Origin of the sequence: Mesorhizobium tianshanense (genome assembly GCF_007830515.1) — a bacterium.
Taxonomy (GTDB): Bacteria; Pseudomonadota; Alphaproteobacteria; order Rhizobiales; family Rhizobiaceae; genus Mesorhizobium; species Mesorhizobium tianshanense.
Window position 1 is genome coordinate 1 of the sequence record NZ_VLKT01000064.1, and the last position, 22,551, is coordinate 22,551.

The following is a 22,551-nucleotide window of genomic DNA, read 5'->3' on the forward strand; positions in this document are numbered from 1 at the left end:
CGTCATCCTCGACAACTACGCCGCACACAAGAAGGACAAGGTCCGCGCCTGGCTCGCGCGCCATCCGCGCTGGACCTTCCACTTCACGCCGACCTCCTGCTCCTGGCTCAACGCCGTCGAGGGATTCTTCGCCAAACTCACCCGGCGCAGGCTCAAGCACGGCGTCTTCCACTCCGTCGTCGATCTCCAGGCAGCCATCAACCGCTTCGTTCGCGAATACAATGCCGACAGCCCCAAGCCATTCGTCTGGAGAGCCGATCCCGACGACATCATCGCCGCCCGAAACCGAGGGTTCCAAACGTTGGAATCAATCCACTAGGTATTGCCCTCAAGTCGGCTGGAATTCCAGGCGAGATCGATGAGGAGCCTGCTCAGGATGTGCTTGGCGTAGGTTCCTGCTGGCTACTCTGCGATCTGCGGTCGTCCAACCGACGTCAGATTGTGGCGCTCCGACGCGGTCAAATGGAAGGTGACGTTCGGGCGGTAGCGGTTGAGAAAGTCGCGATTGTAACCGACCGGTCTGCGGGCTTCGGGCGGTTGTCGGACATAGTTGCGCACTGATTTAGCTGCATCGGAAAGCGCAATGTCAAAAGCCCGATCCTCGCCAGATGATGCAGGGGGCGAATCAACGTCAGGCAGACGGTATTTTGCCCAACGGCCTTCGCCCTCCATAATGAGGCGATTGTCCGATACTAGTCGCTTCAGGCGATATTGTAACGTGCGTTGAGGAACAGGCGCTGGTAGCGCGCGAAGAATCTCTGATGCTGGGATGGCGCCGGTATGTTGGCTTACGATTCCTTCGATCGCGGCCAATGCGTCGTCCGGGATTTGGTTCGCCACGATTCGCCGTTTTTCTTGCGCCTGGTAGGGTATGCGCAAGAATGCCGAACGTACGCGCAAACATCAAGTCTATGCGCAACAATTGTTGCGCTTATCCGGATGGAACGGTCGTAAGTGCAACGCAAGAACCTACGCTGCGGCGCGGAACAGTCCCTACGGCCTTCGGTGGCAAGATGAACCAGAACGCGGCGATAGTTGAGAGGAATTGCAAGTTGAGATGGTTGCCGGTCCCCGCAACCACTTCTGTCATAGTACGCTAACCGTCTCGGTCTGACCGAGGCGGTTTTTGCGTGTGCGCCAGGCATGGCGAGTGGTGCACCCGTCACGACAACTGGCGTTCGAGCTTCAGCTTTCGCCTCTCCCAGTCCGGCATGATGCGGTTCAGTAGGGCGTAGAACGCTGGGCCGTGGTTGGCGTGCTTCAGATGGCATAGCTCGTGTGTGATAACGTAGTCGATGCAATCAACAGCTCCGCTGACAAGCGAACGGTGGAGGATCAGTTTGCCGCCGGGTGTCATTGACCCCCATCGTTGGCTCAATTGCCGAATGACGAGACCGCTCGGTTTGAAATCCTGCGGGTCCGGAAATAGCTGCTGGCATAGGACCAGCCGTTCCCGAAATTTTGCGTGTGCGCGCTCGCGGTACCAGTTCTCAACCAGCTCCCTGGTGAATTTATCGTCGTGAGGATTGTGAGTCTGCACGACCAATCGTCCGCGGTAGAGCTTCACCCGCTGCTGGACGTGCGGAACGACTTTCAGCTTATACTGTCGGCCAAGATAGAGGTGCGTTTCGCCGGCAACGAAGCGGCGCTCAGGCGTGCGCGGCTGAAACTGCTGGAAGAACTGTAGCTGCTTTCTGATCCACGGCGCACGCTTCCTGACCTTCTCGCAGACTTGCTCAAAAGGAGCATCCAGCGGGGCGACGACGTCGACGGTCAGACTCGGTGTCACGCTGATTGACATCGTCTTCCGTGCACGCCGAGTGAGCCGGAATTCAAACAGATGGGGGCCGTACGAAACCTGATGGGTTTCCGGTGTCATCCCGGAAACCTCGCGCGGGCAACATCCATGATTTTAAGTTCCATTTCGTCGAGATTGTCGAGCGGGATATCGCTGCCAAGCTGACTACGAACCTCGTCGAAGAAGTAGTCGTCGATTGCGTTGCGCATGTTGTTTTGCGCCACGTCGTTCGACCAGACATCGACGATGTGATGCGCTTTGATGATCTCGACGATGCGGCGCGCGATGCCACCGACTGTATTCTCGCTTGCGCCGCTTGCGATGGACTTCAAAGACGGCTCCACAATTCCGAAGATCGCCAACGCGTCTTCATCGCCTTTGATGGACTCGGGGACGTGACGCCCATGATCCTTCTGACCAATGCGGCTCGCCAGATCGAGAACGCTGTTAAGGTATACTTTCTCAGAGATGCGTTTCAGCCGGTATTCCCGAATGGTTTCTTCGAGCATTTCCGAGAACTGCCTGTAGAAGGCGGGGTCCTCGTCCATCTTCTCGGTGATCGTCCGCTTCGTCGCGCTTGCGATTCGATCGGCCTTCGAGGCTGCCGTTGTGCCATCTTCTTCAATGACGGCCTTCAGCGCGTCCGGATCATTGATGTTCACGGCTTCAATGACGATCTCGGCGGGCTTCGCCGTCACGTGATCATCAAGAAGTTTCTGGATTTTCGGCTCGAATTCTTTGACGTCAACGGTTTCCTGATAACGCAGTTGCACCGAGCGCTTTAGCTCGGCAAACGCCTTCCAGTCTCTTTTTAGAGTCTCGATCCTCGTCTCTTCAAAAACGTCGTAAAGCTTCTCAGACGACAGGGAAATGTGCAGGCAACGGCTATACGCCCGCAGCCGCGCATAGAACTCGTGGCGCTTGGCTTCGTCCGCCAGGAATTGCTCGAATTGCTCCATATCCTTCTTGTTGCGGACCTCTTTGAAGAGGTCCCAGAGCTGGTCGTGCAAATGCGGTAGTTTGCGAATCTCCTCGCGAATATCGTGAAGCGTTCCGACCAGATCTTCTTTATCAAAGCTTTCGAGGGCGCTGTAGGTGGTGAGCGCACTATCGAGCTCGCCGAGCAGCCCCTCATAATCAATGATAAACCCGAACTGCTTTTCAGTGCCGTCTTCTTCGAACAGGCGGTTCACGCGAGCAATCGCCTGGAGCAGCGTGTGCTCCTTGAGCTGCTTGCAGATATAAAGGACGGTGTTTCGTGGAGCATCGAAGCCGGTTAGGAGCTTCGAGACGACGATCAGGATTTCCGGTTCGCCGGAGCCCTTGAATGCATCGATAATCTGGCGATTGTACTCGGCTTCGGTCTTATATCGCGCCATCATCGTGTCCCAGAATTTGCGGACGCGATCCTTCGACTCCTTATCGACCTCTTCGTTCCCCTCCTTATCGTCAGGTTGTGAGATCACGATTTCGCTGGAGACATGACCGATCTCGTCGAGAACCTCTTTGAATTTGATCGCCGCCGCCTTTGATGGCGCTACGAGCTGGGCCTTGAAACCCGTGCCCTTCCAGTACTTGCGATAGTGCTCCGAGATATCAAACGCTTTGGCGCTGATGGCCTGCCCGGTCTTCGACAGCGCATCCATCCGGGAGAATTTCCGCTTCAGGTCGGCCTTTTGCTGTTCCGTCAGGCCCTCGCTAATCTTATCGAACCAGCTATCTATGACCGTGCCGCTAATCTGCTGCTCGACTATCCTGCCTTCATAAAGCAGGGGGACAACCGCTTCGTCGGCAACAGCCTTGTCGATTGTGTATTTGTGGATCAAGCCGCCGAAGGTGTTGAGGGTGTTCTTTTCCTTCTTCAGCAGCGGAGTGCCGGTGAAGCCAAGATAGCAGGCCTCGGGAAGTATGCGGCGCATCTTGAGAGCGAAGGTGCCATGACCTCCGTGCCGGCCCGTCTGGCTACGGTGGCTTTCATCGACCAGGACGAAAATGTCGGCGCTGTCGTCGCGGAATCCGCCCGCCTTCATCGCCGTATCAAACTTGTTGATGATCGTCGTGATCAGCGGCGTTTTGTTCGCGATCAATTCGATGAGATTAGAGCCGGTGGCAGCACGCACGGGCTCCATGTCACAGGACTTGAACGTTCCTTTGATCTGCTTGTCGAGGTCATCCCGGTCGGTGACGATGATAATCCGCGGGTTGACGATTTCTTTGTCGAGCGCCAGCGCGCGCCCGAGCATGACCATCGTGAGTGATTTTCCCGAACCCTGCGTATGCCAGATCACGCCGCCTTTGCGCCGGCCATTCACATCATGTCGCTTGACGCGCTCGATTGCCGACCGGATTCCGAAATATTGCTGATGGCGCGCGATTTTGCGCACACCACCGTCGAACACCGTAAAGCGGCGAACGATATCGAGCAGACGCGCCGGGCGACAGAGCGCGTAGATCAGCCGATCCTGCTCCGAGACCGCACGGTCGCCTGCGGCTGCCAATTCGTCGAAAAATCCTCTGGCATCGGCGAGATCGCCGCAAAACACAGCGCGCTTCTCTTCGTCAGTCAGCAGGCGGTTGATGACCGGCAAAATGTTTTCGTCCCGGTCCTCTTCATCCCGCCAGATTTGCCAGAATTTACGCGATGTTCCGACGGTCGCATAGCGCGCCTCCTGGCGCTTCATGCTCATCAGGAGCTGCGCGTAATGGAAGAGTTGGGGGACGTTGTCCTCGTGCTGATAGCCGATCAATTGGCTATCAGCCTTTTTCAGTGATTCCGTCGGACGTTTGTTTTCGATGATGACGAACGGGATGCCATTGACGAAACAGACGATATCGCAACGCCGCGTCTGTGTGCTGGCCGTGCGCTCTACCGCCATCTCGGCGGTGACATGGTAGACGTTGTTCTCAGGATGCTGCCAATCGATATAACGGAACGAATAGCTCTTGGTGTCACCTTCGATCGCTTTGGTGATCGTCGTGCCGAGAATGAGTTGATCGTAGATGTCCTGATTGGTCCCGCGCAGTCCTTTCAGTTTGTCGGGAGTGGGCTTGAGGCGGCGCAGCGCTTCATGCGTGTCTTCGAGGTCGAAAGGGTACTCCTTGCCGCGATAGCTGAACCGGTTGAGCTTCAGCATTTGTTCGACGAGAATGTCATCGAGCACAACGTTGCGGGGCTTGCCACGCAGCCTGTCCGCCTCGGCCTGTGACAGCGGTTTAAAGCCAAGGGCCACCAGCGTCTGAAGTGCGGGAACCTGCGACTGATACTTCTCGGCCGCATCGAAGCCGCTCCGGTTCGGCTCCTCGGTCATGATGCCAATCTTTGTGAATTGGTGACATACGCCTGACCTGACAGAGGTCCGGAGTAGCGGCTCTCATTCAGGAACTGAAGCAAAGCCTTGATCTCCCCGTGCGCCGTCGGCATCACGATCTTGCCATTCTGAACGATGATCGCGAGTCCGGTTTCCTGAGCCGCGGTCTGAATGTCGGTGGGCGTATATGTGTCCAGCGTCCCGTTGTTGGTGATCGCGTGGATCAGCTTGCGGCTAATCTGGTTGGTAATGTCGACAAAGCCGGCAATGTCTGCGACCGCGAGACTGGCGTGGCCAGCGAAGGTCTGGACCTCCTGATCGGTGGCGGCGCGGTAAATGTCGAGCATGTTGATGATTGAACGCAGCTTTTGCTGGCTCTTGAATTTGATCATTCCATCTTCGACGATGCAGGCAAGTCCGCTGTCCAGCGTGAAGGCCGGCTCAGTCAGGCGACGAAACGCGTTCCCTTGCTGAAGGAGGGCGAAGCGTCGCTCCAGGACCTGTTGTGATGTGAAGCGCTGGACGAGAACCGTCGTCGCGCCGTTGACGGTCCTGCCGGTGAACAGCGCCTTGATGCCTTCCCCCGCAAACGCGGCCGTATTGATGTCCGGCACCGCCACTGCATTGGCATTAATTGTGTTCTCGAATGCCTGCGCCTCGGCAGGAATATCGATGGTCAGGAACTCGTCTTCGTCGGGCGTCCAGCTTCCGTCAAACGGCACTTCGTCTGTCACGCCGGCGCGAAACTCGGCTTCCTGATCGGCGAAGATGTCCTCGATGGCCTGCTGCACATTGGCATCAAGACGTACTCGCTTGGTGACGAGTTGGCCTGCGCCGTTGCGGCAGGCGGCAAAAAGGTTCTGAGGCATGATCAGCGATTTCCTACATCAATGACGATGTATTCGGTCAGCTGTCCGACTTCGATCGTCTCGGTTGCGTTGCGAAGTTGCTTCTTGGTGATGAGGACATATGTGACGCCCTCCTTTGTGCTGACCTTGTAGAAGTGCCAGCCCATGAGCCCAAGCAGCGGGTTGAAATGATAGCTGTAGCCGGTCGCCACGACCGCGGCGAAAATGGCAATTGCAGGCACCCAGACCTGCCAGTTCAGCGCGGTAAACTGTGCCGTGAACAACGGCAGCAGATAAAGCAGCAGGAAACCCATATTCTCCCTATCCGCCGCCTCGACCGTGATCGCTGAAAACGCAACTCGTTCGAGATGCCTGTTGGCATAGCGCAGCATGCCGATGCAGATCGCAATGAGGATTAGGCAGGTGACCAGCAGAGCGAGGGCTTGGCTGCTCTCGCCGGCTTGATAGGCGACCCAGGCATAGGTCAGAAGCACGGGCGCGATCGCAGTGCTCGTCAGCAAGAGTTTGGCGAGCCAGTTCAGCATGAGACCCGCCATTCTCCGGTCAGGAGCTTCTGCATGAGGCCGCGCTTCTGGCGAGTCAGAGCTTGGATTTCCGCTTCAATGCAGGCAAGTTCCGATTGCGAAGCCTCCACGATTTCCGCGATTGCGGCCTGCTCCGCCGGGTCCATTGGAAGGCGCAGCTTGCCTTCGAGAAACCGACAATTGGTGATGGCGATGGTGTTCTTAGCGCCCTTCTGCACAAGTGGGTGCAGGTAGTTGCGCACTGCGATCGGGGACTCGAACAGCGCATCGAGAATCACTCCGAACGCGTAGGTCGCGGGCGTGAACACCCCGTAGAGCGGGGAGACGATGACCTCTTGCCCAATCTTGCTTTGCTTGATGATGCCGAGCGGGAAGTCGCCCGTCGGGCTCTTCGTGTAAACAATGTCGCCCGGCAGAACGCGGTTGTAGTGGCCGGTTTCGCTGGCGGCGAAAGAGCGCCCCAGGTGTTCAATTTGGTTGACCAGTCCCTTGTGAACCGAAACCGAGAACACTTGCTCGGCTCCGGTGCCTTGCAGCCCATGTTCGGTCAGGACCTCGCCGAGAGGCACCTCGCGCCACGTGCCCGAATATCCGGGAAGCCTTGTTCTGCCCGTGAAAAGGTGGGATCGCAGCCAGACTCTCCGCCGCAAATTGCCCGCGCGGAGCGCCTCCAGCTTTTGGATAGCCACGTCCCAGGTCCGAAGGATTTCGGCGATTTTGCGCTGCTCCGGAAGGGGCGGGATCGCAACTGGCACACTAAGCAACCGCCCCTGCGAAATGTTCTTCATCGTGCTTTGTGTGCCAGTTGCTTCAATCTGGATGAGCTTACGAGTTCTGTCGCATTTTAGACTGCTAACCAGCCAATGTAGGTCAACCCCGGTTGCAGGGCGCAACTCCCAAAGCAAATCAGATAGGAAAATGTTGGGATCGTCCCGTTCGACTAGTGCTGCAGCACCGATCGTGTCTTCTGAGTTCTTCCGGCAGAAAACGATCGTTCCAGCAGAAACGGGCGTCCTAAGCGATGCATGTTCTGATGGCGGAACGTATTTGTTCTGCGTTGCGTCGAATCGACCGTTCAGGACAGCGCCTGTCTTGAGCACCGCTCTTTCGGAGGGCAGTGCTTGTCTATCATCACACTTGGCGCTAAAGCCGCCTCGAACCGAAGAGATCACGTCGTCGAGCGTGCCGTGGCTCCACCGCATTGGAAGCGTCATTTCCTACCCTCCTTATTTCGCTCCTCGGCGGCCTTCTCCAGCTCCTCCAGCTGGGCGATATCTGTCGCGTCGGCGGCAAGCGCCTCCGCCGCCCGGCGATTGGCGTCGAACACTTCGAAGCGTTCGGTGGCGAGTTTCTGGGCGACGTCCATACGGAGACGGCCCGCATGCGTCAGCACGTCGCGTTCGTTGAAGGAGAGGAAGCCGTCGAGCTTATCCCCCCATTCGGCCATCGTGACCGGGCGGCGGCGCTTGGCCTGATCCTCGGCGTAGTCGAGATACATCACGACAATGCCGTTGAGCTCTTCGACCTCGTCGGCTTTCAGGTAGTTTTTGGCGGTGCCGACATCGCCCTTGCGCACGATCGAGCCTTTCCAGCTGGTCAGGCCCATGTTGGGAGAGCCGGAGTCGCTGCGGCTACTGATCAGTTCGGCGGCGGTCTTGCCGGTTACGGCCCAGAGCATCTTGTTCTGGACCTTCTTGAAAAAGGCCTGCGCCTGGTCTGAGGTCTTGTCGTAGTCAACCGCGGTCGCGTAGAGGTCTTTGACCTTCTGGTAGAAGCGCTTTTCCGAGGCGCGGATGTCCCGGATGCGGGCCAGCCACTCATCGAAATAATCCCACTGCTCCGCCTGCTTGAGCCGGGCATCGTCCATTGCGAAGCCCTTCACTAGGTAGTCGCGCAGGACGGTGGTGGCCCAGCGGCGGAACTGCGTGCCGCGTGCCGAACGGACCCGGTAGCCGACCGACAGGATGACATCGAGGTTGTACGCGTCGACTTCGCGCTCGACCTGCCGCGCACCCTCGGTCTGAACTGTCCGGAATTTCCGGATAGTTGCGGCGGAGGCGCATTCGCCCTCTGTAAAGATGTTGCGAATGTGCTCGTTGACGGTCCGCACGTTCTTGTCGAACAGCTCGGCGATCTCGCGCTGGCTAAGCCAGACGGTGCCGTCGATCGCCCGCAGGCCGATGGTGGTGGCGCCGTCCTCGGTGGCGTAAAGGATCAGCTCGCCCTCAGACATTGACGCCAAGCTCCTTCAGGTACCCGGCCATCCGGCCCCGGACGTCAGCCAGTTCGGCTTCAATCTGGTTGATCTCCTTTTGCAGAGCGGCGACGTCGATATCCTCCTCCGGCTCGAACGTATCGACATAGCGGGGGATGTTCAGGTTGAAGTCGTTCTCGGCGATTTCCTCGGGGTTGGCCCGGTGCGAGTATTTCTCGATCTCGGCGCGGGTCCGGTAGGTCTCCAGTACCTTGGCGATATGCGCATCGTTCATGACGTTTTGCGTCTTGCCGGGCGAGAATTCCTTGCTGGCGTCGATGAAGAGCACGTCCTTGCGCCCTTCATTCTCGCCGTTCTGTTCGCGTGAGCGGTCGAAGACCAGGATCGCGACCGGAATGCCGGTAGTGGTAAAGAGGTTGGCCGGCAGGCCGACCACGGCATCGAGCAGATTATCCTCGATCAGGGCCTGGCGGATTTTCCCTTCGGCGCCACTGCGGAATAGCACGCCATGCGGTACGATCACGGCGACTCTGCCGGACTGCCGTTTGGCGATTTCGATCATGTGGGTGATGAAGGCGTAATCGCCCTTGGACTTCGGCGGGATGCCGCGCCAATACCGGTTAAAGGGATCGTGCTCGGCATTCTCCGCGCCCCACTTGTCGAGAGAGAAGGGCGGATTGGCAACAACTACATCAAACTTCATTAGCTGATCACCTTCGATAAGGGCGGGGCTGTTCAGCGTGTCGCACCATTCGATGCGCGCGGCATCCTTGGAGTGCAGGAACATGTTCATGCGCGCGAGCGCCCATGTCGCGCCGTTCACTTCCTGCCCGTAGAGCGAGAAGTTGTCCGAGCCCACTTCCTCGGCGGCACGGATCAGCAGCGAGCCTGATCCGCAGGCGGGGTCGCAGATCGTGTTGCCGGGCTTGGCATCGGCCAGCTTGGCGAGCAGGCGCGAGACTGCCGCAGGTGTATAGAACTCACCGGCCTTTTTGCCCGCATCCGAGGCGAAGCGCGAAATCAGGTAGATGTAGCACTCGCCGATAATATCCTCGGTTACGCGGGACGGACGCAGATCGAGCGCTGGCTTGTTGAAATCTTCCAGCAAGTTCTTGAGGCGGCGGTTGCGATCCTTTGTGCGACCGAGATTGGATTCGGAGTTGAAGTCGATGTTACGGAACACGCCTTCGAGCTTGGCGCGGTTGGCATCCTCGATCTTCTCGAGGGCCATGTTAATCAGTTCGCCGATATTCGGCTCGTTCCGGTTTTCATACAGGTAATAGAAGTCGGCGCCGTCAGGGAGGTAAAAGCGCTCGCGCTCCATGCGCCGGCGCACGCGCACGTCATCGCCGAACTGCTTCTTATAGCTCTCGAAATGGTCATTCCAGAGGTCGGTGATGTATTTCAGGAAGAGCATCACAAGGATGTAATCCTTGTAACTTCCTGCATCGACCACGCCCCGGAATGTATCACATGCAGCCCAGGCGGCCTGATTGATTTCTTGTTGTGTTACCTTGCTATTCATGTCTCGTTCCCCTTCGGGTTTATATTGGAGCGGGCGCATGGCCCGCCCCAAGTTATTTCTCAGATCAGTCCACAGGGCGAGCTATAGAGCTGACGCAACTCACCGGCGGGCACCGGTTCGCCCAGTCTCATTGTCGTGACGCTGGGCGTTTCGCACGTGCGCCAGCAGGGCAAAGCTCAAATATTCCGACTTGAGTTCCGAAAGCCGCTGCGCGAGCTCCCGCTCGCGCCGCGCCAGCGCGTCAATTTCGACGATGAGAAGCTGCGTCTGAAGGTCCGGCACCGGCACCTCCAGCTCGTCCAGGCATCGTTTCGGGATCATCCGCAGCCGCGTGCCGCGTGCGCACTTGTCGAAGTAGCGCTGCGTCTCCGGCTGGTTGATGAACCACGCGAGATAGGCTGGTTCGACGATGTCACGGTGCGGTCGCAGGATGAGAAGGGGCAGCATCGCTATCGCCGCGCCTTGCGCTTCCGGCGCGATCATGGTGGCGGTATTCCGCTCTCCCCGCGACCGGAACAGGATGTCGCCGGCGCCTGCCCAGTAGCGATCGAAGGAGCCTGACAGCGCATAGCGCGGAAGGCCCGACGGATCGAACGCTCCTTCATCCTTGACATCACGCAGTTGGATGGCCGGCACGCCGCCATCGGCGGTGGCGCTGAGGCCGGTTCGCGCCGTGTAACCCGACTGAATGTCGCTGGTGGCGGGAAGCGCCATGATTTTTGTTCTGTAGGTCATGCCACAGAGTTGAACACCCTTCAGGAGCAGTGTCAACAGAATTGTATCTCTGTAGAAGTAGCTACTGCACAAGAAATTGACATCGGCTTCGGCCCGTGCGATAGGGTGGCTGTGCGGGCCAGTGCGCCATAGCGCGGATACGATGGATGTGGATGGCCGAAGGCGGAGCGTTTGTGATGCGGTGCGACGAAGAGTTTTCAAACCCCCGAGAAGACCGAGACGAAGCGCTGCGCCGCAGTTATCTTCCGTCACGCCTGCCATCACCGTACGTGGCTCGAAAAAATTAGATCTGGGTGATTTGGAGCACTTCCGGAGAGATTTCCGACCAACTATCGCAGTGGTGCCCAACGCGGGTCAGCAGGATCAGTCGGAGCGAGAAGATCGGTGTTTCGGAGGCGGATGAGCGTCAGGTATATGTTTGCGCGCGAGCGCATGGGATAGGGCTTGTCTAATAAGTCCGCGCTCCCGGCCGTCATAGCGTAGCCGGCGCACCTCAATGGTGTGGAGGTCGAACTCCTCGATCGTGTCTGAGAAGGCTATACGTAAATCGTTGTCGGCTCCGAATGCGAGAACGCTGAAATCCCTCCGGCCTACTCACCCCGCGGCTTCCACAAAGATGGCGCGGTTGCGCGGACGCAGCCTGCACGGCGAACGATGCCGGGCGCCGTTCCTCACGGCCGTTGGAAGACCACCACCTTCACCCGACATGCCGTGCAGCGCGGCGATCAGGGGTTCTTCCGCATATTTGGTGCAGGTGCCGAGAACCACGGACGGTGCGAATAAGTTGTAGTCGAAGAGCTAATTGCACGCCAGCCACACCCGCCGAGGGAATGATCTGTGCTTCATCTTCTCCAGGCAGAACAACGCCGTCCTTGCGTCGTGTTCATCCAGGCGGTTGCAGGGCCTCCGACCGCCTGACCGAAAGCGCCGACTGTCTGATCGCGCCCGAGCACGGCCCGGACCGCCAGTTCGAGCAACTTCTCAATGCCGCCGGTCGACTCGACAAAGCCGCAAAACCAATCCTCGAAATCAATCCTCGCCACGAACGCGTGCTGGCGCTGGTGAAGCTCGGCAATGAAGAGCGCGCCTTCAAGGAAGATGTCGCACATCCTCTATGACGGAGACAAGCTAGCGGACGCCAAGGCGTTTTCTGCGCGCCTTGCCCGCCTGGTCGAACGCGGCCTGCCGGGCGACTGATCGAGGGGCACTTCCGATTTGGTCGTCTGGGTTGTGGCGGCGGACGATTGCTTTCTCAGTTGAACTTGATGCTCGCCTGCACGAACATGCCGTAGCGCTCTGCCTGCCAGTCCTCGACCTGCGGGAAACCATGTAGCGGTGCCTTCTCGAAATGCGCGGTGCCGTCAGATGCCACCCTCCAGTAGCGGGCGCCGACGCCGATGTTGAACAAATCTGTGACCTTGTAGTTCAACACCGCCTCGAGTTGGACCCCATGCCCGTCGCCGTCTTCAGGTTGGGGGTTGATCTCTGGGCGCAGATGGTGCCGATCTTTGCCGTCGAGCCGCGTGAACAGGAACGCTACGTCGCCAGAAAGGCTGAGTCGTTCGGTGAGTTGCGTCTGCCCGGCAAGGCCGAGTCGCAGCGAATGCCAATCGTTGTCCTGGCTGATGACGCCGACATTGGCCGGGATGGCTGGCACGCAAATCCCCGGGTCGGTCGCCTGCTGCACGCAACCGAAAGCGTGGTAGCGCTCGTTCCAGAAATTGTAGCCGACAAAAGCACCGATGCGGTAGGCCGGCGTGTTCCAGAAATAGTATCCTAGATCGGTGGTGAAATAGGTGATGTCGCCGCCGCGCTGATCGAGCAACGCGTTCGAATAAGGGACCCTATTCGGCCGCCAATCCTCGTCGACGAGAGAACCCTCGGTGATCCCGCCAGCACCGAGGAGGCCCTTGACGAAAATGCCAGTCGGATTGTGGGTCGCGTTGAAGAAGACTTCGCCCGAATGCGCATCGAGGCGGTCGTAGGTGAGCCGCGAGAGCAGCAGCGTGCCGCTGGAATCGTAAAGGTCCTTCGATGCTTCGCCGGTACTGTACCAATAGCGTAGCCCACCCTCGAAAGATACCAATGCCGGATCGGCGATCACCGGAACGTTGGCAGCGGTAGCGCTCGCCGTCAGCCCACAAAGCGCCACACATGTCAAAAACAGTCGCCGCATCAGATAATTCTCCTTTGTGTCCCCGGGTGTCGATCTCGGGTTCTGTCGCAAACTATTCGGTAAGAAGGTCGAGACTTGAGCGCTCTTCGGCTTCTGAGGAGCTCATGATGTAAAGGCCGGCAGTTGGACCGATCGAGATTCTGTTGTGCGTGTGCTGGTAGGTGGTGGCGAAGCCACTCCGAATTTTTTGCTTTCGCTTATCGCCACGGGGATGATCGCTTCCACAGCTCGACCCATCGCGCCCCGGAATCGCACGTACTCCCGCGTATCAGCATGCCCTCCACAATGCTGTTTCACCTCCACTGACTCTACCCGGCGGCGGATACGCCTGTCATGGCTGCCGCAAGAAGCGCTTCGTCACAAACCGCTCCCTGCGGCCGATCGGAAATCTGCCATTGCGTCCGCCGGTGACAGAATTATCGAAGCAAAATGCGTGCCGAATTGGCATACAGTCTGCGCTGCACCGGTTCTCCACACCGGCGGCCTGGCCCTCATCCCCTTTTTGTCGGTCTTCCGACATTCTTGCCGAGCTTCCGACGAAAAAAGGCTTGCGGATAAGAATGCTTCCTGAGCAGGCCGAGCAGCAGCGCTAAGTCAGACCCTTCCGGAGAGTAGGATCAGGCTATATTCTCTTTACCTAGACGTCTCCTCCTGGGTGCCTCCTGCACACGCCGCGGTGCGCAAGGATCGCTCTATCCAAGTGGGTTGGGTCCGCTTGTGCCACGCCAGTGGAGAGTATCCGTCGTGAAAGTCGATCTGTTGGTTTAAGCACCATCCGGTCAAAGGACTCGCCCAGTCCGCCCAGGCGAGGACATGTCGAGAATCAAGGCTTGCCACTATTAAAATGACGTAGGGTCAGGAACGATAGGGGCCGTTGGACAGGTCGCCGAGAGCCAGGAGGCGTTTGTAGGTTATGTCGCGCTGCCGAAGGTGCTCGGGCTTATCGTGCAGCATGTGGTAGCGCCGGCAGAAGGCGCGAAGGTTCCACGACCATATCTGCGCAACCTGACGGATCGCGTCCGGGACGGGAAAGTTTCGGCCTGGATGACAATGGCGATCGAAGGGAAGGGCGGTTAAAGGTCTCGGAAACGCTTCTCCGGAGCTTGCCCTAGTCGATTTCACAAGGGCTGTTTGAGCCTGCATGCCGGCCGCCGTTTGCATTGCCACAGCAGTCATGCGGGCCAAGCCGGCGGCTCATTCGTCGCCTGCGAGACCATCGAACGCCTCAAGCAGCGCATCGACGATCGCCTGGCCGAGCGCCTGTGCTGTCTTACCGAGTCGGGCTTCGTTTCCGTTGCGGGCGGCGGTGGCGAGTTCTGAACCCTGATCCGTCAGGATCGCATTCGCCCGATCGATTGCCCATTGCGCGAAATCATCTCGGCTGTCGATGATCCTGGTTTCCACTAATGCGCGCTCCTGCGTTTACCATTTGTTGGCCAATCCGAACATATGATCAGGGTGCGCGATAGGTACTGCGTTCGCGCCACAACACGCCTCGATCCTTGCAGCGCCAGGCCCTGCTGAGCAAGTTCCGCGTCGCACTGATGGGCAGCGCGACTTTGCGGTGTCGGTGGCCATTTACAGCCACAGATGGATCGTTTTGAGCCGAAACGGCTGGGGACCGAATGCCTTCTCTCGCAAGATGGCGCAGGGTCGCGACGTCGTCGGTCAAAAGGCCGGCCAAAAAGTCGCGGCGGTCGAACGGCAGCACGGAATCTAGTGCGTCGAGAGCCGTGGTTTGGCGGTCGATCATCGAATGTGCCGCCTCGACCGCGTTCAACGCGCCTGTAGCCCCCACGCCAGCCCGGCGAACGCTGGGGCTCGGTTGAGGTTAAGCCGCATCGGTTCGAAGCGCTCCGGTTCGCGGGCGAAGAACGCGTCGTACAGTCTATGACGCTTGGTCATCTGCGGGTCGGTATCAGCGGTCTTGACCGTTGCCAGCAAATGCCCGATTTCCGATCCGTCAGGCCATAGGTGGTATCTCCCAACGCATCCGCGATTGCCTGCAGTTGCGACTGCGTAAAAGTCTTCACCGTCCATCGTCCTCCCGTTGGTCGTCGTGGCGACGCGCCTACGAGTGCGCGAACGCCAATAAAGGTTCGATCTCGTGGTTGTCGGCCGCCCGGAGCGCCGCGACATAGCGGGCCCGGGTCTTGCCAGCGTCGACCAGGTTTGCCCGGCCCCAGCTAAACGGTGGTCGTCCAAGCTGGCGAGCATGCAGGTCGCCGACCAGACGGGAAAACCGTCCGTTTCCGTTTGGGAAGGGATGGATGGCAACCAAACGGTGGCTGAACCGGACGGCGATCTCGTCGGGTGGGTAGGCACCGTGCTCGACCCAATGGCGCACATCGTCGACTGTCTGCCTGACGTCCATTGGGATGCGATAAGCATCGATGCCAATGTTCCGGGCCGTCGTGCGGTACTGTCCCGCCCAACGCCACACCTCGCCAAACATTCGGCGGTGCAGCTCGTTCAAGAACTTCTGGTCGAGGACATTGCGCCTTCGCGACATCGCCCAGCGCAAGCCTTCGCCGATGTTGACCTGTTCGGCCTCGTTCAGCTCATGCCGTAGCGTGATGTAGGAGGGAATGAGCTGCTCCCGCTCCTCGGCGTTTAGCGGCGTATTCGCTTCGTCATCATCCTGGAACAGAGGATCGTCTTCCATCAGGATCAGTCATCCTCCCACAGGCGTCGTGGCGAGTCGGCAAGAATGGTATCGATGAGACGGCGGCTTTCGTCCTCCAGGTCCGCCTTGAGCAACGCCTGATTTTCCAGCCGCATGGTATGATCGAGGCGAGTCACGTCCTGTCCCGCCTTTTCTGCTGCTCGCTCGCGAAGGATGTCGTCTAGCGGCTTGATCGGAACGAAGGCGTAGACGAACGTGCAGTTCATTGCCGCCGCCGCCTCCCTAAGGGTCCTGATCGTCGTCGCGCCTGAAACCTCCGCCTTCTCAATGGCATGGATGCGAGAGGGGGCTGCGCCCATGCGAGTGGCGAGCTGCCGGGTGCTCATGCCCAGAGCTTCACGGATGGCTTTCATCCAACCGCGAGGCGGAGTAGGGAGCTTTAGTTCCCGCAGCGGCGCGAGACGTCGTTCCAGTTGTTTGCGCGCGAGCGCAGCCTGCTTCGCGTTCATGAATATATGTCCATCGTCGGGATGAAATAGCATAAAAAAATGAGCAAATAAAGCGAAAATGATCATATATAAATGGTTTTATCGACGCAAAGTGGGCACGAATAAATGAGCAGCCCGTGCTAATCACACGAGAACCGTCGTACCTGTAACTAAGTCTGGAGCGAGTGGGGCCGCGATCCGTCGTTGCGCGCGGGCCCTGCCGAACGAGGTGGACCCTGCCGGACGGATGACGAGGTCCGGATCCTGCTTCTGGAGCGGCCAATTGTCGGTTCTGAACCCAAAATGTCGGTAAGTTGACAATGCGTACGGTCAGACAACGCGCAAAATCAGGAATTCTGAGGTTGGTACGGCGTTTGCTTGTTCGCGGCACCATCATCCGATCGCCTATGAGAGCGAGATGGATAGTTGCCAACATTGAGCAAAGGCAGGAATTAGCTATGCCGAGAACTGACTTGGAGCGATTCGTCAACGATTTAGGCAAAAAAGGCAGTCTGCTTGAAAGGCTCAAACAACGCGCTGGAGGGCTTGCATCGATTGTGGCGATTGGAAAGAGCCTCGACTACAACATCACGCTTGAGGAGGTTAAAAGTTACATCTGATCGAACAGACGACAGAAATCAATTAGTAAGAAGCTCGGCGCGATTACGGGACACAAGCGTTGTTCTGGCGCTTCGGCCTTGAGCAATCTTGTACAGACTACTGCGTTGGCTAATTCCGCCACGGATGTACCCATGAGCCCTGTGCAACTTAGGGAAAAGACTAGCGTCGCCGCAGTCGTTATAATTGTTGTAATTGTTGTTTTTGTCGCGACCTGATGTAATTTTAGCTCTAACCGCATTGGCTCGGACGAGCCGGTCTGAAGTAACATGAAAGCAAACCGTGTCGAGGATGAGATCATGCCATCAGGCCTACAACGGGCCGCTTCAAGGGCTCACCTGTGCCCTCGGGGCGAACACTGGCAACAAATCTTTGACCGGCGCACGCCGGAGGAACGGCGCACGTTGTCACACGTCAAGCGCTTCATGGAGCGGCTGGCCGGTGACAGGGAGTTCCGCACGGCGCTTTTGGAGAACCTCGACGCCCCTCGAGCGGTAACAGAGCGCTACGGCATCGAAGTTGACCCAATGGAGATGCTGCCGCTCTGGTGCGGTGACTACCTGAAATACTGCTTCAAGCCGGAGTCTGCCCCGTGGCCGCTGGCTATGATGTGGGACGAGTATATGCGCGAGATGTTGCGCCATCGCGACCTCCTGCGCGACCAAGGCGAAATGTCGATGATCAACCCTCGCTTTCATGCCTGGCGCGAGCGCCAAATCCGGCGCTGTAACGACGAATTGGGCGAATTGGCGCCGTCGATCACGCACCCCATCCTCGCTTTCGAGCTGAGCGAAGGCTGCACCGTCGGTTGCTGGTTCTGTGGCCTCTCGGCGGACCGCTTCAAGGGTTATTATGAATATAGCGAGGAGCATGCAGAGCTTTGGCGCGGCGTGGTCGGTGTCGCGAGCGAGATGTTTGGTTCGGCAGCCCGCACTGGCTTCTGCTACTGGGCCACAGATCCAATCGATAACCCGGACTACGACCGCTTTCTGTTCGACTACCATCAAATCACGGGCACATTGCCACAAACGACGACGGCCGCTCCGCTCAAGGATCAGGCACTCACCAGGCGCGTGCTCGAACTGTTCAAACGCTACGGTGGCGTGACGAATCGTTTCTCTGTGCTAAGTACGAACCATCTCAATCAGATTCACGCGGCGTTTTCGCCCGAGGACCTGATGGGGGTCGAACTCATCCTGCAGGGCAAGGAGGCGCCGACCGCAAAGGCGTTCACCGGGCGCGCACGCGCGCGGAAGGAGAAACTCAAGGCAGCCAACAAAGATGATGCAATCGCCTTGCCGGAGGGCTATCCCACGACGATCGCCTGTGTTTCCGGCTTCCTCGTAAATATGCTGCAGGGACGTTTACAACTGGTGACGCCGGTACCTGGTAGCGAACGCTGGCCTCTTGGGTACCGAACCGTGGGTCAACGTTTCTTCAGGACGCCCGACGAGTTCCGCGAGGGGCTCCAGAGCATCATCGACGAGCATATGCTCGAAAGCCCACCTCCCAACCTACCGATCCGCTTCCGCGGAGACCTGCAATACGAGGCAGGGAACCGGTGCTTCCATCTCCGCTCACGCAACATTGAACACCGGGTGCTCGACGAGGTCGTTCCGATTTCCGTTGGCGATCTAATCGCGTGCGGCAACTGTACAGCCTCGGAGCTGATTATGCGGGTCACGACGGACGGAGCGAGCGCCCTTGCAGTCGCCGACCTGCTCGATCAGCTATACGCGGCCGGGGTGATCGAAGAGGACCTCGACAGCCTTGCCGCCGCATAGCACGGCCCGCCATCTCATCCTCCTTCGGCTCAACGAAGATTTGCAACAGAACCATCTGACGAGCATTCCCATTCTGCCCCTAAACTAGTTTCCGTCCATAAACGGCAAACTCTTGATTTTGTTTGGTAAATCGTATCTTTGCGCGGGCAAAGCCCGGCGGTTTCAGGTAAACTTTGGTCTCATGCCACTGATTCCAAAGGCCTGCTACCGCCGGAGCCGACAATGCGCCAAGAACGCACCGTCCAAGCCAGTATATTCGATCTTTTCGCCACGCACGAGATCGGCCATGAGTTGAAGGCGATGTCGCAGTGGCTGGATGAGCATCGCGACCTGCTTGGTCTGGTGGTGCGAGATCTGGGTCGACGTGGCGTCAAGGCCACCGGACGGCAAGGGCTGCCGGCCGAAGCGGTATTGCGCTGCGCGCTCCTCAAGCAATACCGCCAACTGAGCTATCAGGAGCTGGCCTTCCATCTGGAGGACTCCGCATCGTTTCGGGCTTTTGCGCGGCTGCCGTGGTCATGGAGCCCGCAGAAGTCGGTGCTGCAAAAGACGATCAGCGCGATCCGGCCTGGGACCTGGGAAGAGATCAATCGGGCACTGCTGTCGAGCGCCCAGCAGACGCAGCTCGAAGATGGGAGTGTCGTGCGGCTGGACAGCACTGTCACCGCAGCACCGATCCATGAGCCAAGCGACAGCAGCCTGCTGTGGGACGCGGTGCGGATCATGGTGCGCCTGCTGAAGCAAGCCGATGCCTTGGTCGGCGATGCCAGCTTGGCATGGCGAGATCATCGCCGCGCGGCCAAGAAGCGCGCTCGCAAGATCCAGTTCACACGTGGTCGACCCAATCGTGTCCAACTCTACCGTGAGCTGATCGCGATCGCCTGCGGGACCTTGGCATATCTGAAGCAAACGACCGAGCGATTGGCCGTGGCGAGCGATCCGCTCATCGAACTATGGCAGGCCCAGGTCCGTCACTATCAGCCGCTGATCGAACGCATCATCACACAAAGCGAGCGGCGGGTGCTGGCCGGCGACCCGGTGCCGGCCAGCGAGAAGCTGGTCAGCCTGTTCGAACCCCATGCCGATATCATCGTCAAAGGCGGCCGTGACGTCGAATACGGCCATAAACTCAACCTGATCACCGGCAGGAGCGGCATGATCCTCGATCTGGTGATCGAGGCGGGCAATCCGCGCGACAGCGATCGGTTACTGCCGATGCTGGAGCGCCACATCGCCTTCTATGGTCAAGCACCGCTGCAGGCGGCGGCCGATGGCGGCTTCGCCAGTCGCGACAACCTGGCCAAAGCGAAGGCCTGGGGCGTTCGCGATATGGCATTCCACAAGAAAGCCGGCCTCAGGATCGAGGACATGGTCCGAAGCAATTGGGTCTACCGCAAGCTACGCAACTTCCGCGCCGGCATCGAAGCCGGAATATCATGCCTCAAGCGCGCTTATGGCTTGGCGCGTTGCACCTGGCGCGGCTTTGACCACTTCAAGACCTATGTCTGGTCCTCAATCGTGGCTTACAACCTCGTCCTCTTTACACGCCTCAAGCCGACCTGACGCCGGTCCGCTGTTTGGAATGCGTGGTACCGGCTGACGCCGGTCTCGCGGCATGTACGGCCGCGCGCGCCGTGACGACATTTTGCCGACAACCAGCGCGCGCTCGCCTGCCCACGCCCCGACAATCGCTTCCGGACGAGGGTAAGTGCCTGTAAACGCGGTAAAATATACGCGTTTATGGACGGAAACTAAACTAGAAACCCGACTTTGCGCACAACCGGCATTCATGATCGCGACAGCGGACAGGTTGCCAGCCAGACCCGCGTAAACGACAGACGTGTCGCCTGAAAATAGTCCGCGAGGGCCGCCGGATCGCTCGCAAGGCCTCATCGTCGACAATGCAGACGCTTGGTCTCGTCGAGAGATACCTCTAGCGCCTTTGCTCGGGTTGCCGAGCCGCCCGTCGGCTCCCATCGAGGAGCCGTCCTACATTCACATGTTCGCTTGCTCGATAACCGATCTGCGAACCGCGCAAGCGGACGCTTCAGATGCCGCCTATGCAAAGGTATTTCATTTCGAGGTAATCCTCGAGGCCATGGCGGGAACCCTCCCGCCCGATGCCGGACTGCTTGATCCCGCCGAAGGGTGCCGCTTCCGAGGACATGCGTCCGGTGTTGATGCCCACCATGCCATATTCCAAGGCCTCGGCTACACGCCAGACACGCTTCAGGTTTGAGGCATAAAAATAGGCGGCGAGGCCGTAAATCGTGTCGTTGGCCTCACGTACCACCTCATCCGCATCTTCGAAGCGAATGATCGGAGCCAAGGGTCCAAATGTTTCTTCTTGCGCCACAGTCATTTCGCTGGAGACCTTGGCGAGGACCGTCGGTTGGAAAAAAGTGCCGTTCGTGCCGATGCGTTTGCCCCCGCATCGAATTGTGCCGCCTTTTGCGACGGCATCGGCGATATGGGATTCGATCTTGGCCAGAGCTTGCTTGTCGATGAGCGGTCCGATGTCCACTCCGAGAGCGAAGCCGTCGCCAACCGATAGGCGCCGGACTTTCTCCACGAATTTCTCGACGAACTCATCGTGAAAGCGCGACTGGACATAAAGGCGGTTCGCCGAAACGCAGGTCTGGCCGGCATTGCGGAACTTCGCCTGGATCGCTCCGTCAACCGCAGCGTCGATATCGGCGTCGTCGAAGACGATGAAAGGTGCATTGCCGCCCAACTCGAGGCTGACCTTCTTGATCTGGTCCGAGCACTGGCGCATCAGCAGCCGGCCAACCTCGGTCGAGCCGGTGAAGCTGATCTTGCGGACCTTGGGGTTGGTGCAGAGTTCACGGCCGACGCCATCACCTTCGGACGCATAGATCAGGTTGACGACGCCTTCGGGAAACCCAGCCCGGTGGGCGAGGGCGAACATTGCGCCAGCCACGAGCGGCGTCTGTTCAGCAGGCTTGAGGATGATCGTGCAGCCCGCCGCTAGGGCCGGCGAGATCTTGCGCGCTACCATCGAGGCGGGAAAATTCCATGGCGTGATCGTGCCGACGACGCCGATGGGCTGCTTGATCACCAGCATTCGGCGGTCCGTCGACGGTGCCGAGATCGTCTCGCCATAGATGCGATTGGCCTCTTCGGCGTACCATTGTAGATACGCCGCCGCATGCGATACCTCCGACTTGGCTTCCGCAAGCGGCTTACCCATCTCGGCGGTGAGAATCGCGGCGAGATCGCCGGCGTGGTCGACGATCAACTGATGCCATCGCCACAGAACGTCGCTGCGCTCACGTGCGGTCAACGCCGCCCATCCAGGCTGCGCGATATAGGCTTTGTCGATCGCAGCGCGTGCCTCCTCCGCGCCCATCTCGGGGAGTTCTGCCAGCACTTCGCCGGTCGATGGATTGAAGACCTCGAATGTCCGGCCGCTACCAGGCGTGACAAGTGCCGGCAGGCGGTCGATGGCTCCAAACAGGTCGGGGGATTTCAGGTGGCGGATCATCGGCAGGCACAGGGGCAATACCGGATTCCTCCTCAACGCAGCGGACATTTATGTCGGCAGGGTGTTGGTATGTATTCCCCACAGCCGGGTTCCTTATAGGGCCTCGGCCAGACGGCTGGTAGACCACCGTATCTAACTGGAAAGGGAAAATACTTTGAATTCTCTAATCGGTGCTCGCGACCCTCGTTAGGCGAAAAAATCGGACGTCGGCTTCGCCACCCGCACGCAGTGCATGCTGGTGGCGGCCTACAATGTGCGGACTACGGCCAGCGTCCTCTATCCACCCGAAGAGAGGCTGGCGACAATCAGACGAGTCGGCTGCTTGAACCAGCAAATGCCTTGCAGGGCCCTCCAAAACCGCTCCGCGGGCCTTTAAAAAA

Annotated in this window: 20 protein-coding genes and 1 pseudogene; 5 read left to right on the plus strand and 16 right to left on the minus strand. The window is 58.8% G+C overall.

Features of this window, described 5'->3' with window-relative positions:
* The coding region (locus tag IQ26_RS32910) for a transposase (protein WP_208760264.1) at positions 1 to 319 on the plus strand (319 nt) is incomplete at its 5' end.
* A gap of 83 nt (positions 320 to 402) precedes the next feature.
* On the opposite strand, the gene IQ26_RS32915 is transcribed toward IQ26_RS32910, so the two are convergent.
* The 9 genes from IQ26_RS32915 to IQ26_RS32955 all read right to left on the minus strand — a co-directional run bounded on the left by IQ26_RS32915 (position 403) and on the right by IQ26_RS32955 (position 11,235).
* Positions 403 to 813 carry a hypothetical protein gene (locus IQ26_RS32915; protein WP_145722537.1) on the minus strand — a complete coding sequence of 137 codons (411 nt, stop codon included), beginning with the start codon at positions 811 to 813 and terminating at the stop codon, positions 403 to 405.
* Positions 814 to 1,162: 349 nt separating this feature from the next.
* Positions 1,163 to 1,879 (minus strand): M48 family metallopeptidase, encoded by a 717-nt coding sequence (locus tag IQ26_RS32920; RefSeq protein ID WP_145722538.1) that lies wholly within the window; start codon positions 1,877 to 1,879, stop codon positions 1,163 to 1,165.
* The gene (locus IQ26_RS32925) at positions 1,876 to 5,106 is read right to left on the minus strand and encodes a type I restriction endonuclease subunit R (RefSeq protein WP_145722539.1); all 3,231 of its coding nucleotides are present in this window, start codon (positions 5,104 to 5,106) and stop codon (positions 1,876 to 1,878) included. The genes IQ26_RS32920 and IQ26_RS32925 overlap by 4 nt, the downstream gene beginning before the upstream one ends.
* Entirely contained in the window at positions 5,103 to 5,975 is an 873-nt protein-coding gene (locus tag IQ26_RS32930; RefSeq protein ID WP_145722540.1) for a Kiwa anti-phage protein KwaB-like domain-containing protein, read from the minus strand. The genes IQ26_RS32925 and IQ26_RS32930 overlap by 4 nt, the downstream gene beginning before the upstream one ends.
* 2 nt (positions 5,976 to 5,977) lie before the next feature.
* Positions 5,978 to 6,499, minus strand: a complete 522-nt coding sequence (locus tag IQ26_RS32935; protein ID WP_145722541.1) for a hypothetical protein — start codon at positions 6,497 to 6,499, stop codon at positions 5,978 to 5,980.
* Positions 6,493 to 7,713, minus strand: coding sequence for a restriction endonuclease subunit S (locus IQ26_RS32940; RefSeq protein WP_208760265.1), 1,221 nt, complete (start codon positions 7,711 to 7,713; stop codon positions 6,493 to 6,495). The genes IQ26_RS32935 and IQ26_RS32940 overlap by 7 nt, the downstream gene beginning before the upstream one ends.
* Complete coding sequence (locus tag IQ26_RS32945; RefSeq protein WP_145722542.1) at positions 7,710 to 8,732, minus strand: virulence RhuM family protein; 1,023 nt, start codon at positions 8,730 to 8,732, stop codon at positions 7,710 to 7,712. The genes IQ26_RS32940 and IQ26_RS32945 overlap by 4 nt, the downstream gene beginning before the upstream one ends.
* A complete protein-coding gene (locus IQ26_RS32950) occupies positions 8,725 to 10,239 on the minus strand; it encodes a type I restriction-modification system subunit M (protein ID WP_145722543.1) in 1,515 nt (504 codons plus the stop codon). Before IQ26_RS32950 ends, IQ26_RS32945 begins: the two co-directional genes overlap by 8 nt.
* A 99-nt stretch (positions 10,240 to 10,338) precedes the next feature.
* A complete protein-coding gene (locus IQ26_RS32955; RefSeq protein WP_240547348.1) occupies positions 10,339 to 11,235 on the minus strand; it encodes a restriction endonuclease subunit S domain-containing protein in 897 nt (298 codons plus the stop codon).
* 611 nt (positions 11,236 to 11,846) lie between these two features.
* Between IQ26_RS32955 and IQ26_RS32960 the strand changes: the two genes are divergently transcribed.
* Positions 11,847 to 12,092: a hypothetical protein gene (locus tag IQ26_RS32960; RefSeq protein WP_240547349.1), complete on the plus strand. Its 246-nt coding sequence runs from the start codon at positions 11,847 to 11,849 to the stop codon at positions 12,090 to 12,092.
* A gap of 134 nt (positions 12,093 to 12,226) precedes the next feature.
* On the opposite strand, the gene IQ26_RS32965 is transcribed toward IQ26_RS32960, so the two are convergent.
* From IQ26_RS32965 to IQ26_RS32990, 6 genes and pseudogenes are all read right to left on the minus strand, one after another.
* The gene (locus IQ26_RS32965; RefSeq protein ID WP_145722544.1) at positions 12,227 to 13,150 is read right to left on the minus strand and encodes an omptin family outer membrane protease; all 924 of its coding nucleotides are present in this window, start codon (positions 13,148 to 13,150) and stop codon (positions 12,227 to 12,229) included.
* Between the two features lie 1,194 nt (positions 13,151 to 14,344).
* The gene (locus tag IQ26_RS32975; protein ID WP_145722546.1) at positions 14,345 to 14,554 is read right to left on the minus strand and encodes a hypothetical protein; all 210 of its coding nucleotides are present in this window, start codon (positions 14,552 to 14,554) and stop codon (positions 14,345 to 14,347) included.
* A gap of 220 nt (positions 14,555 to 14,774) precedes the next feature.
* A pseudogene (locus IQ26_RS39570) lies at positions 14,775 to 14,903 on the minus strand (integrase); the annotation flags it as partial.
* 23 nt (positions 14,904 to 14,926) lie between these two features.
* Entirely contained in the window at positions 14,927 to 15,094 is a 168-nt protein-coding gene (locus IQ26_RS39575) for a hypothetical protein (RefSeq protein WP_162458142.1), read from the minus strand.
* A 127-nt stretch (positions 15,095 to 15,221) separates the two neighbouring features.
* Entirely contained in the window at positions 15,222 to 15,815 is a 594-nt protein-coding gene (locus IQ26_RS32985; RefSeq protein ID WP_145722547.1) for a mobile mystery protein B, read from the minus strand.
* Between the two features lie 5 nt (positions 15,816 to 15,820).
* Positions 15,821 to 16,285, minus strand: a complete 465-nt coding sequence (locus tag IQ26_RS32990; RefSeq protein ID WP_167522721.1) for a mobile mystery protein A — start codon at positions 16,283 to 16,285, stop codon at positions 15,821 to 15,823.
* A 299-nt stretch (positions 16,286 to 16,584) separates the two neighbouring features.
* On the opposite strand from IQ26_RS32990, the gene IQ26_RS40730 reads away from it, so the two are divergent.
* From IQ26_RS40730 to IQ26_RS33005, 3 genes are all read left to right on the plus strand, one after another.
* Entirely contained in the window at positions 16,585 to 16,884 is a 300-nt protein-coding gene (locus IQ26_RS40730) for a Nif11-like leader peptide family natural product precursor (protein ID WP_240547350.1), read from the plus strand.
* Positions 16,885 to 17,181: 297 nt separating this feature from the next.
* On the plus strand, positions 17,182 to 18,666 hold the full coding sequence (locus IQ26_RS33000) for a radical SAM family RiPP maturation amino acid epimerase (RefSeq protein WP_162458143.1): 1,485 nt from the start codon (positions 17,182 to 17,184) through the stop codon (positions 18,664 to 18,666).
* 222 nt (positions 18,667 to 18,888) lie between these two features.
* Positions 18,889 to 20,229 (plus strand): ISNCY family transposase, encoded by a 1,341-nt coding sequence (locus tag IQ26_RS33005; protein WP_145722549.1) that lies wholly within the window; start codon positions 18,889 to 18,891, stop codon positions 20,227 to 20,229.
* A gap of 484 nt (positions 20,230 to 20,713) precedes the next feature.
* On the opposite strand, the gene IQ26_RS33010 is transcribed toward IQ26_RS33005, so the two are convergent.
* Positions 20,714 to 22,189, minus strand: a complete 1,476-nt coding sequence (locus IQ26_RS33010; RefSeq protein WP_145722550.1) for an NAD-dependent succinate-semialdehyde dehydrogenase — start codon at positions 22,187 to 22,189, stop codon at positions 20,714 to 20,716.
* Positions 22,190 to 22,551 lie beyond the last annotated feature (362 nt).

Bases quoted from the DNA above. Each gene is read 5' to 3' on its own strand.
- IQ26_RS32920 (WP_145722538.1), bottom strand. From the start codon at position 1,879: ATGACACCGGAAACCCATCAGGTTTCGTACGGCCCCCATCTGTTTGAA.
- IQ26_RS32925 (WP_145722539.1), bottom strand. From the start codon at position 5,106: ATGACCGAGGAGCCGAACCGGAGCGGCTTCGATGCGGCCGAGAAGTAT.
- IQ26_RS32930 (WP_145722540.1), bottom strand. From the start codon at position 5,975: ATGCCTCAGAACCTTTTTGCCGCCTGCCGCAACGGCGCAGGCCAACTC.
- IQ26_RS32935 (WP_145722541.1), bottom strand. From the start codon at position 6,499: ATGCTGAACTGGCTCGCCAAACTCTTGCTGACGAGCACTGCGATCGCG.
- IQ26_RS32940 (WP_208760265.1), bottom strand. From the start codon at position 7,713: ATGACGCTTCCAATGCGGTGGAGCCACGGCACGCTCGACGACGTGATC.
- IQ26_RS32945 (WP_145722542.1), bottom strand. From the start codon at position 8,732: ATGTCTGAGGGCGAGCTGATCCTTTACGCCACCGAGGACGGCGCCACC.
- IQ26_RS32950 (WP_145722543.1), bottom strand. From the start codon at position 10,239: ATGAATAGCAAGGTAACACAACAAGAAATCAATCAGGCCGCCTGGGCT.
- IQ26_RS32955 (WP_240547348.1), bottom strand. From the start codon at position 11,235: ATGGCAGGCGTGACGGAAGATAACTGCGGCGCAGCGCTTCGTCTCGGT.
- IQ26_RS32965 (WP_145722544.1), bottom strand. From the start codon at position 13,150: ATGCGGCGACTGTTTTTGACATGTGTGGCGCTTTGTGGGCTGACGGCG.
- IQ26_RS32985 (WP_145722547.1), bottom strand. From the start codon at position 15,815: ATGGAAGACGATCCTCTGTTCCAGGATGATGACGAAGCGAATACGCCG.
- IQ26_RS32990 (WP_167522721.1), bottom strand. From the start codon at position 16,285: ATGAACGCGAAGCAGGCTGCGCTCGCGCGCAAACAACTGGAACGACGT.
- IQ26_RS40730 (WP_240547350.1), top strand. From the start codon at position 16,585: ATGCGTACGGTCAGACAACGCGCAAAATCAGGAATTCTGAGGTTGGTA.
- IQ26_RS33000 (WP_162458143.1), top strand. From the start codon at position 17,182: ATGCCATCAGGCCTACAACGGGCCGCTTCAAGGGCTCACCTGTGCCCT.
- IQ26_RS33005 (WP_145722549.1), top strand. From the start codon at position 18,889: ATGCGCCAAGAACGCACCGTCCAAGCCAGTATATTCGATCTTTTCGCC.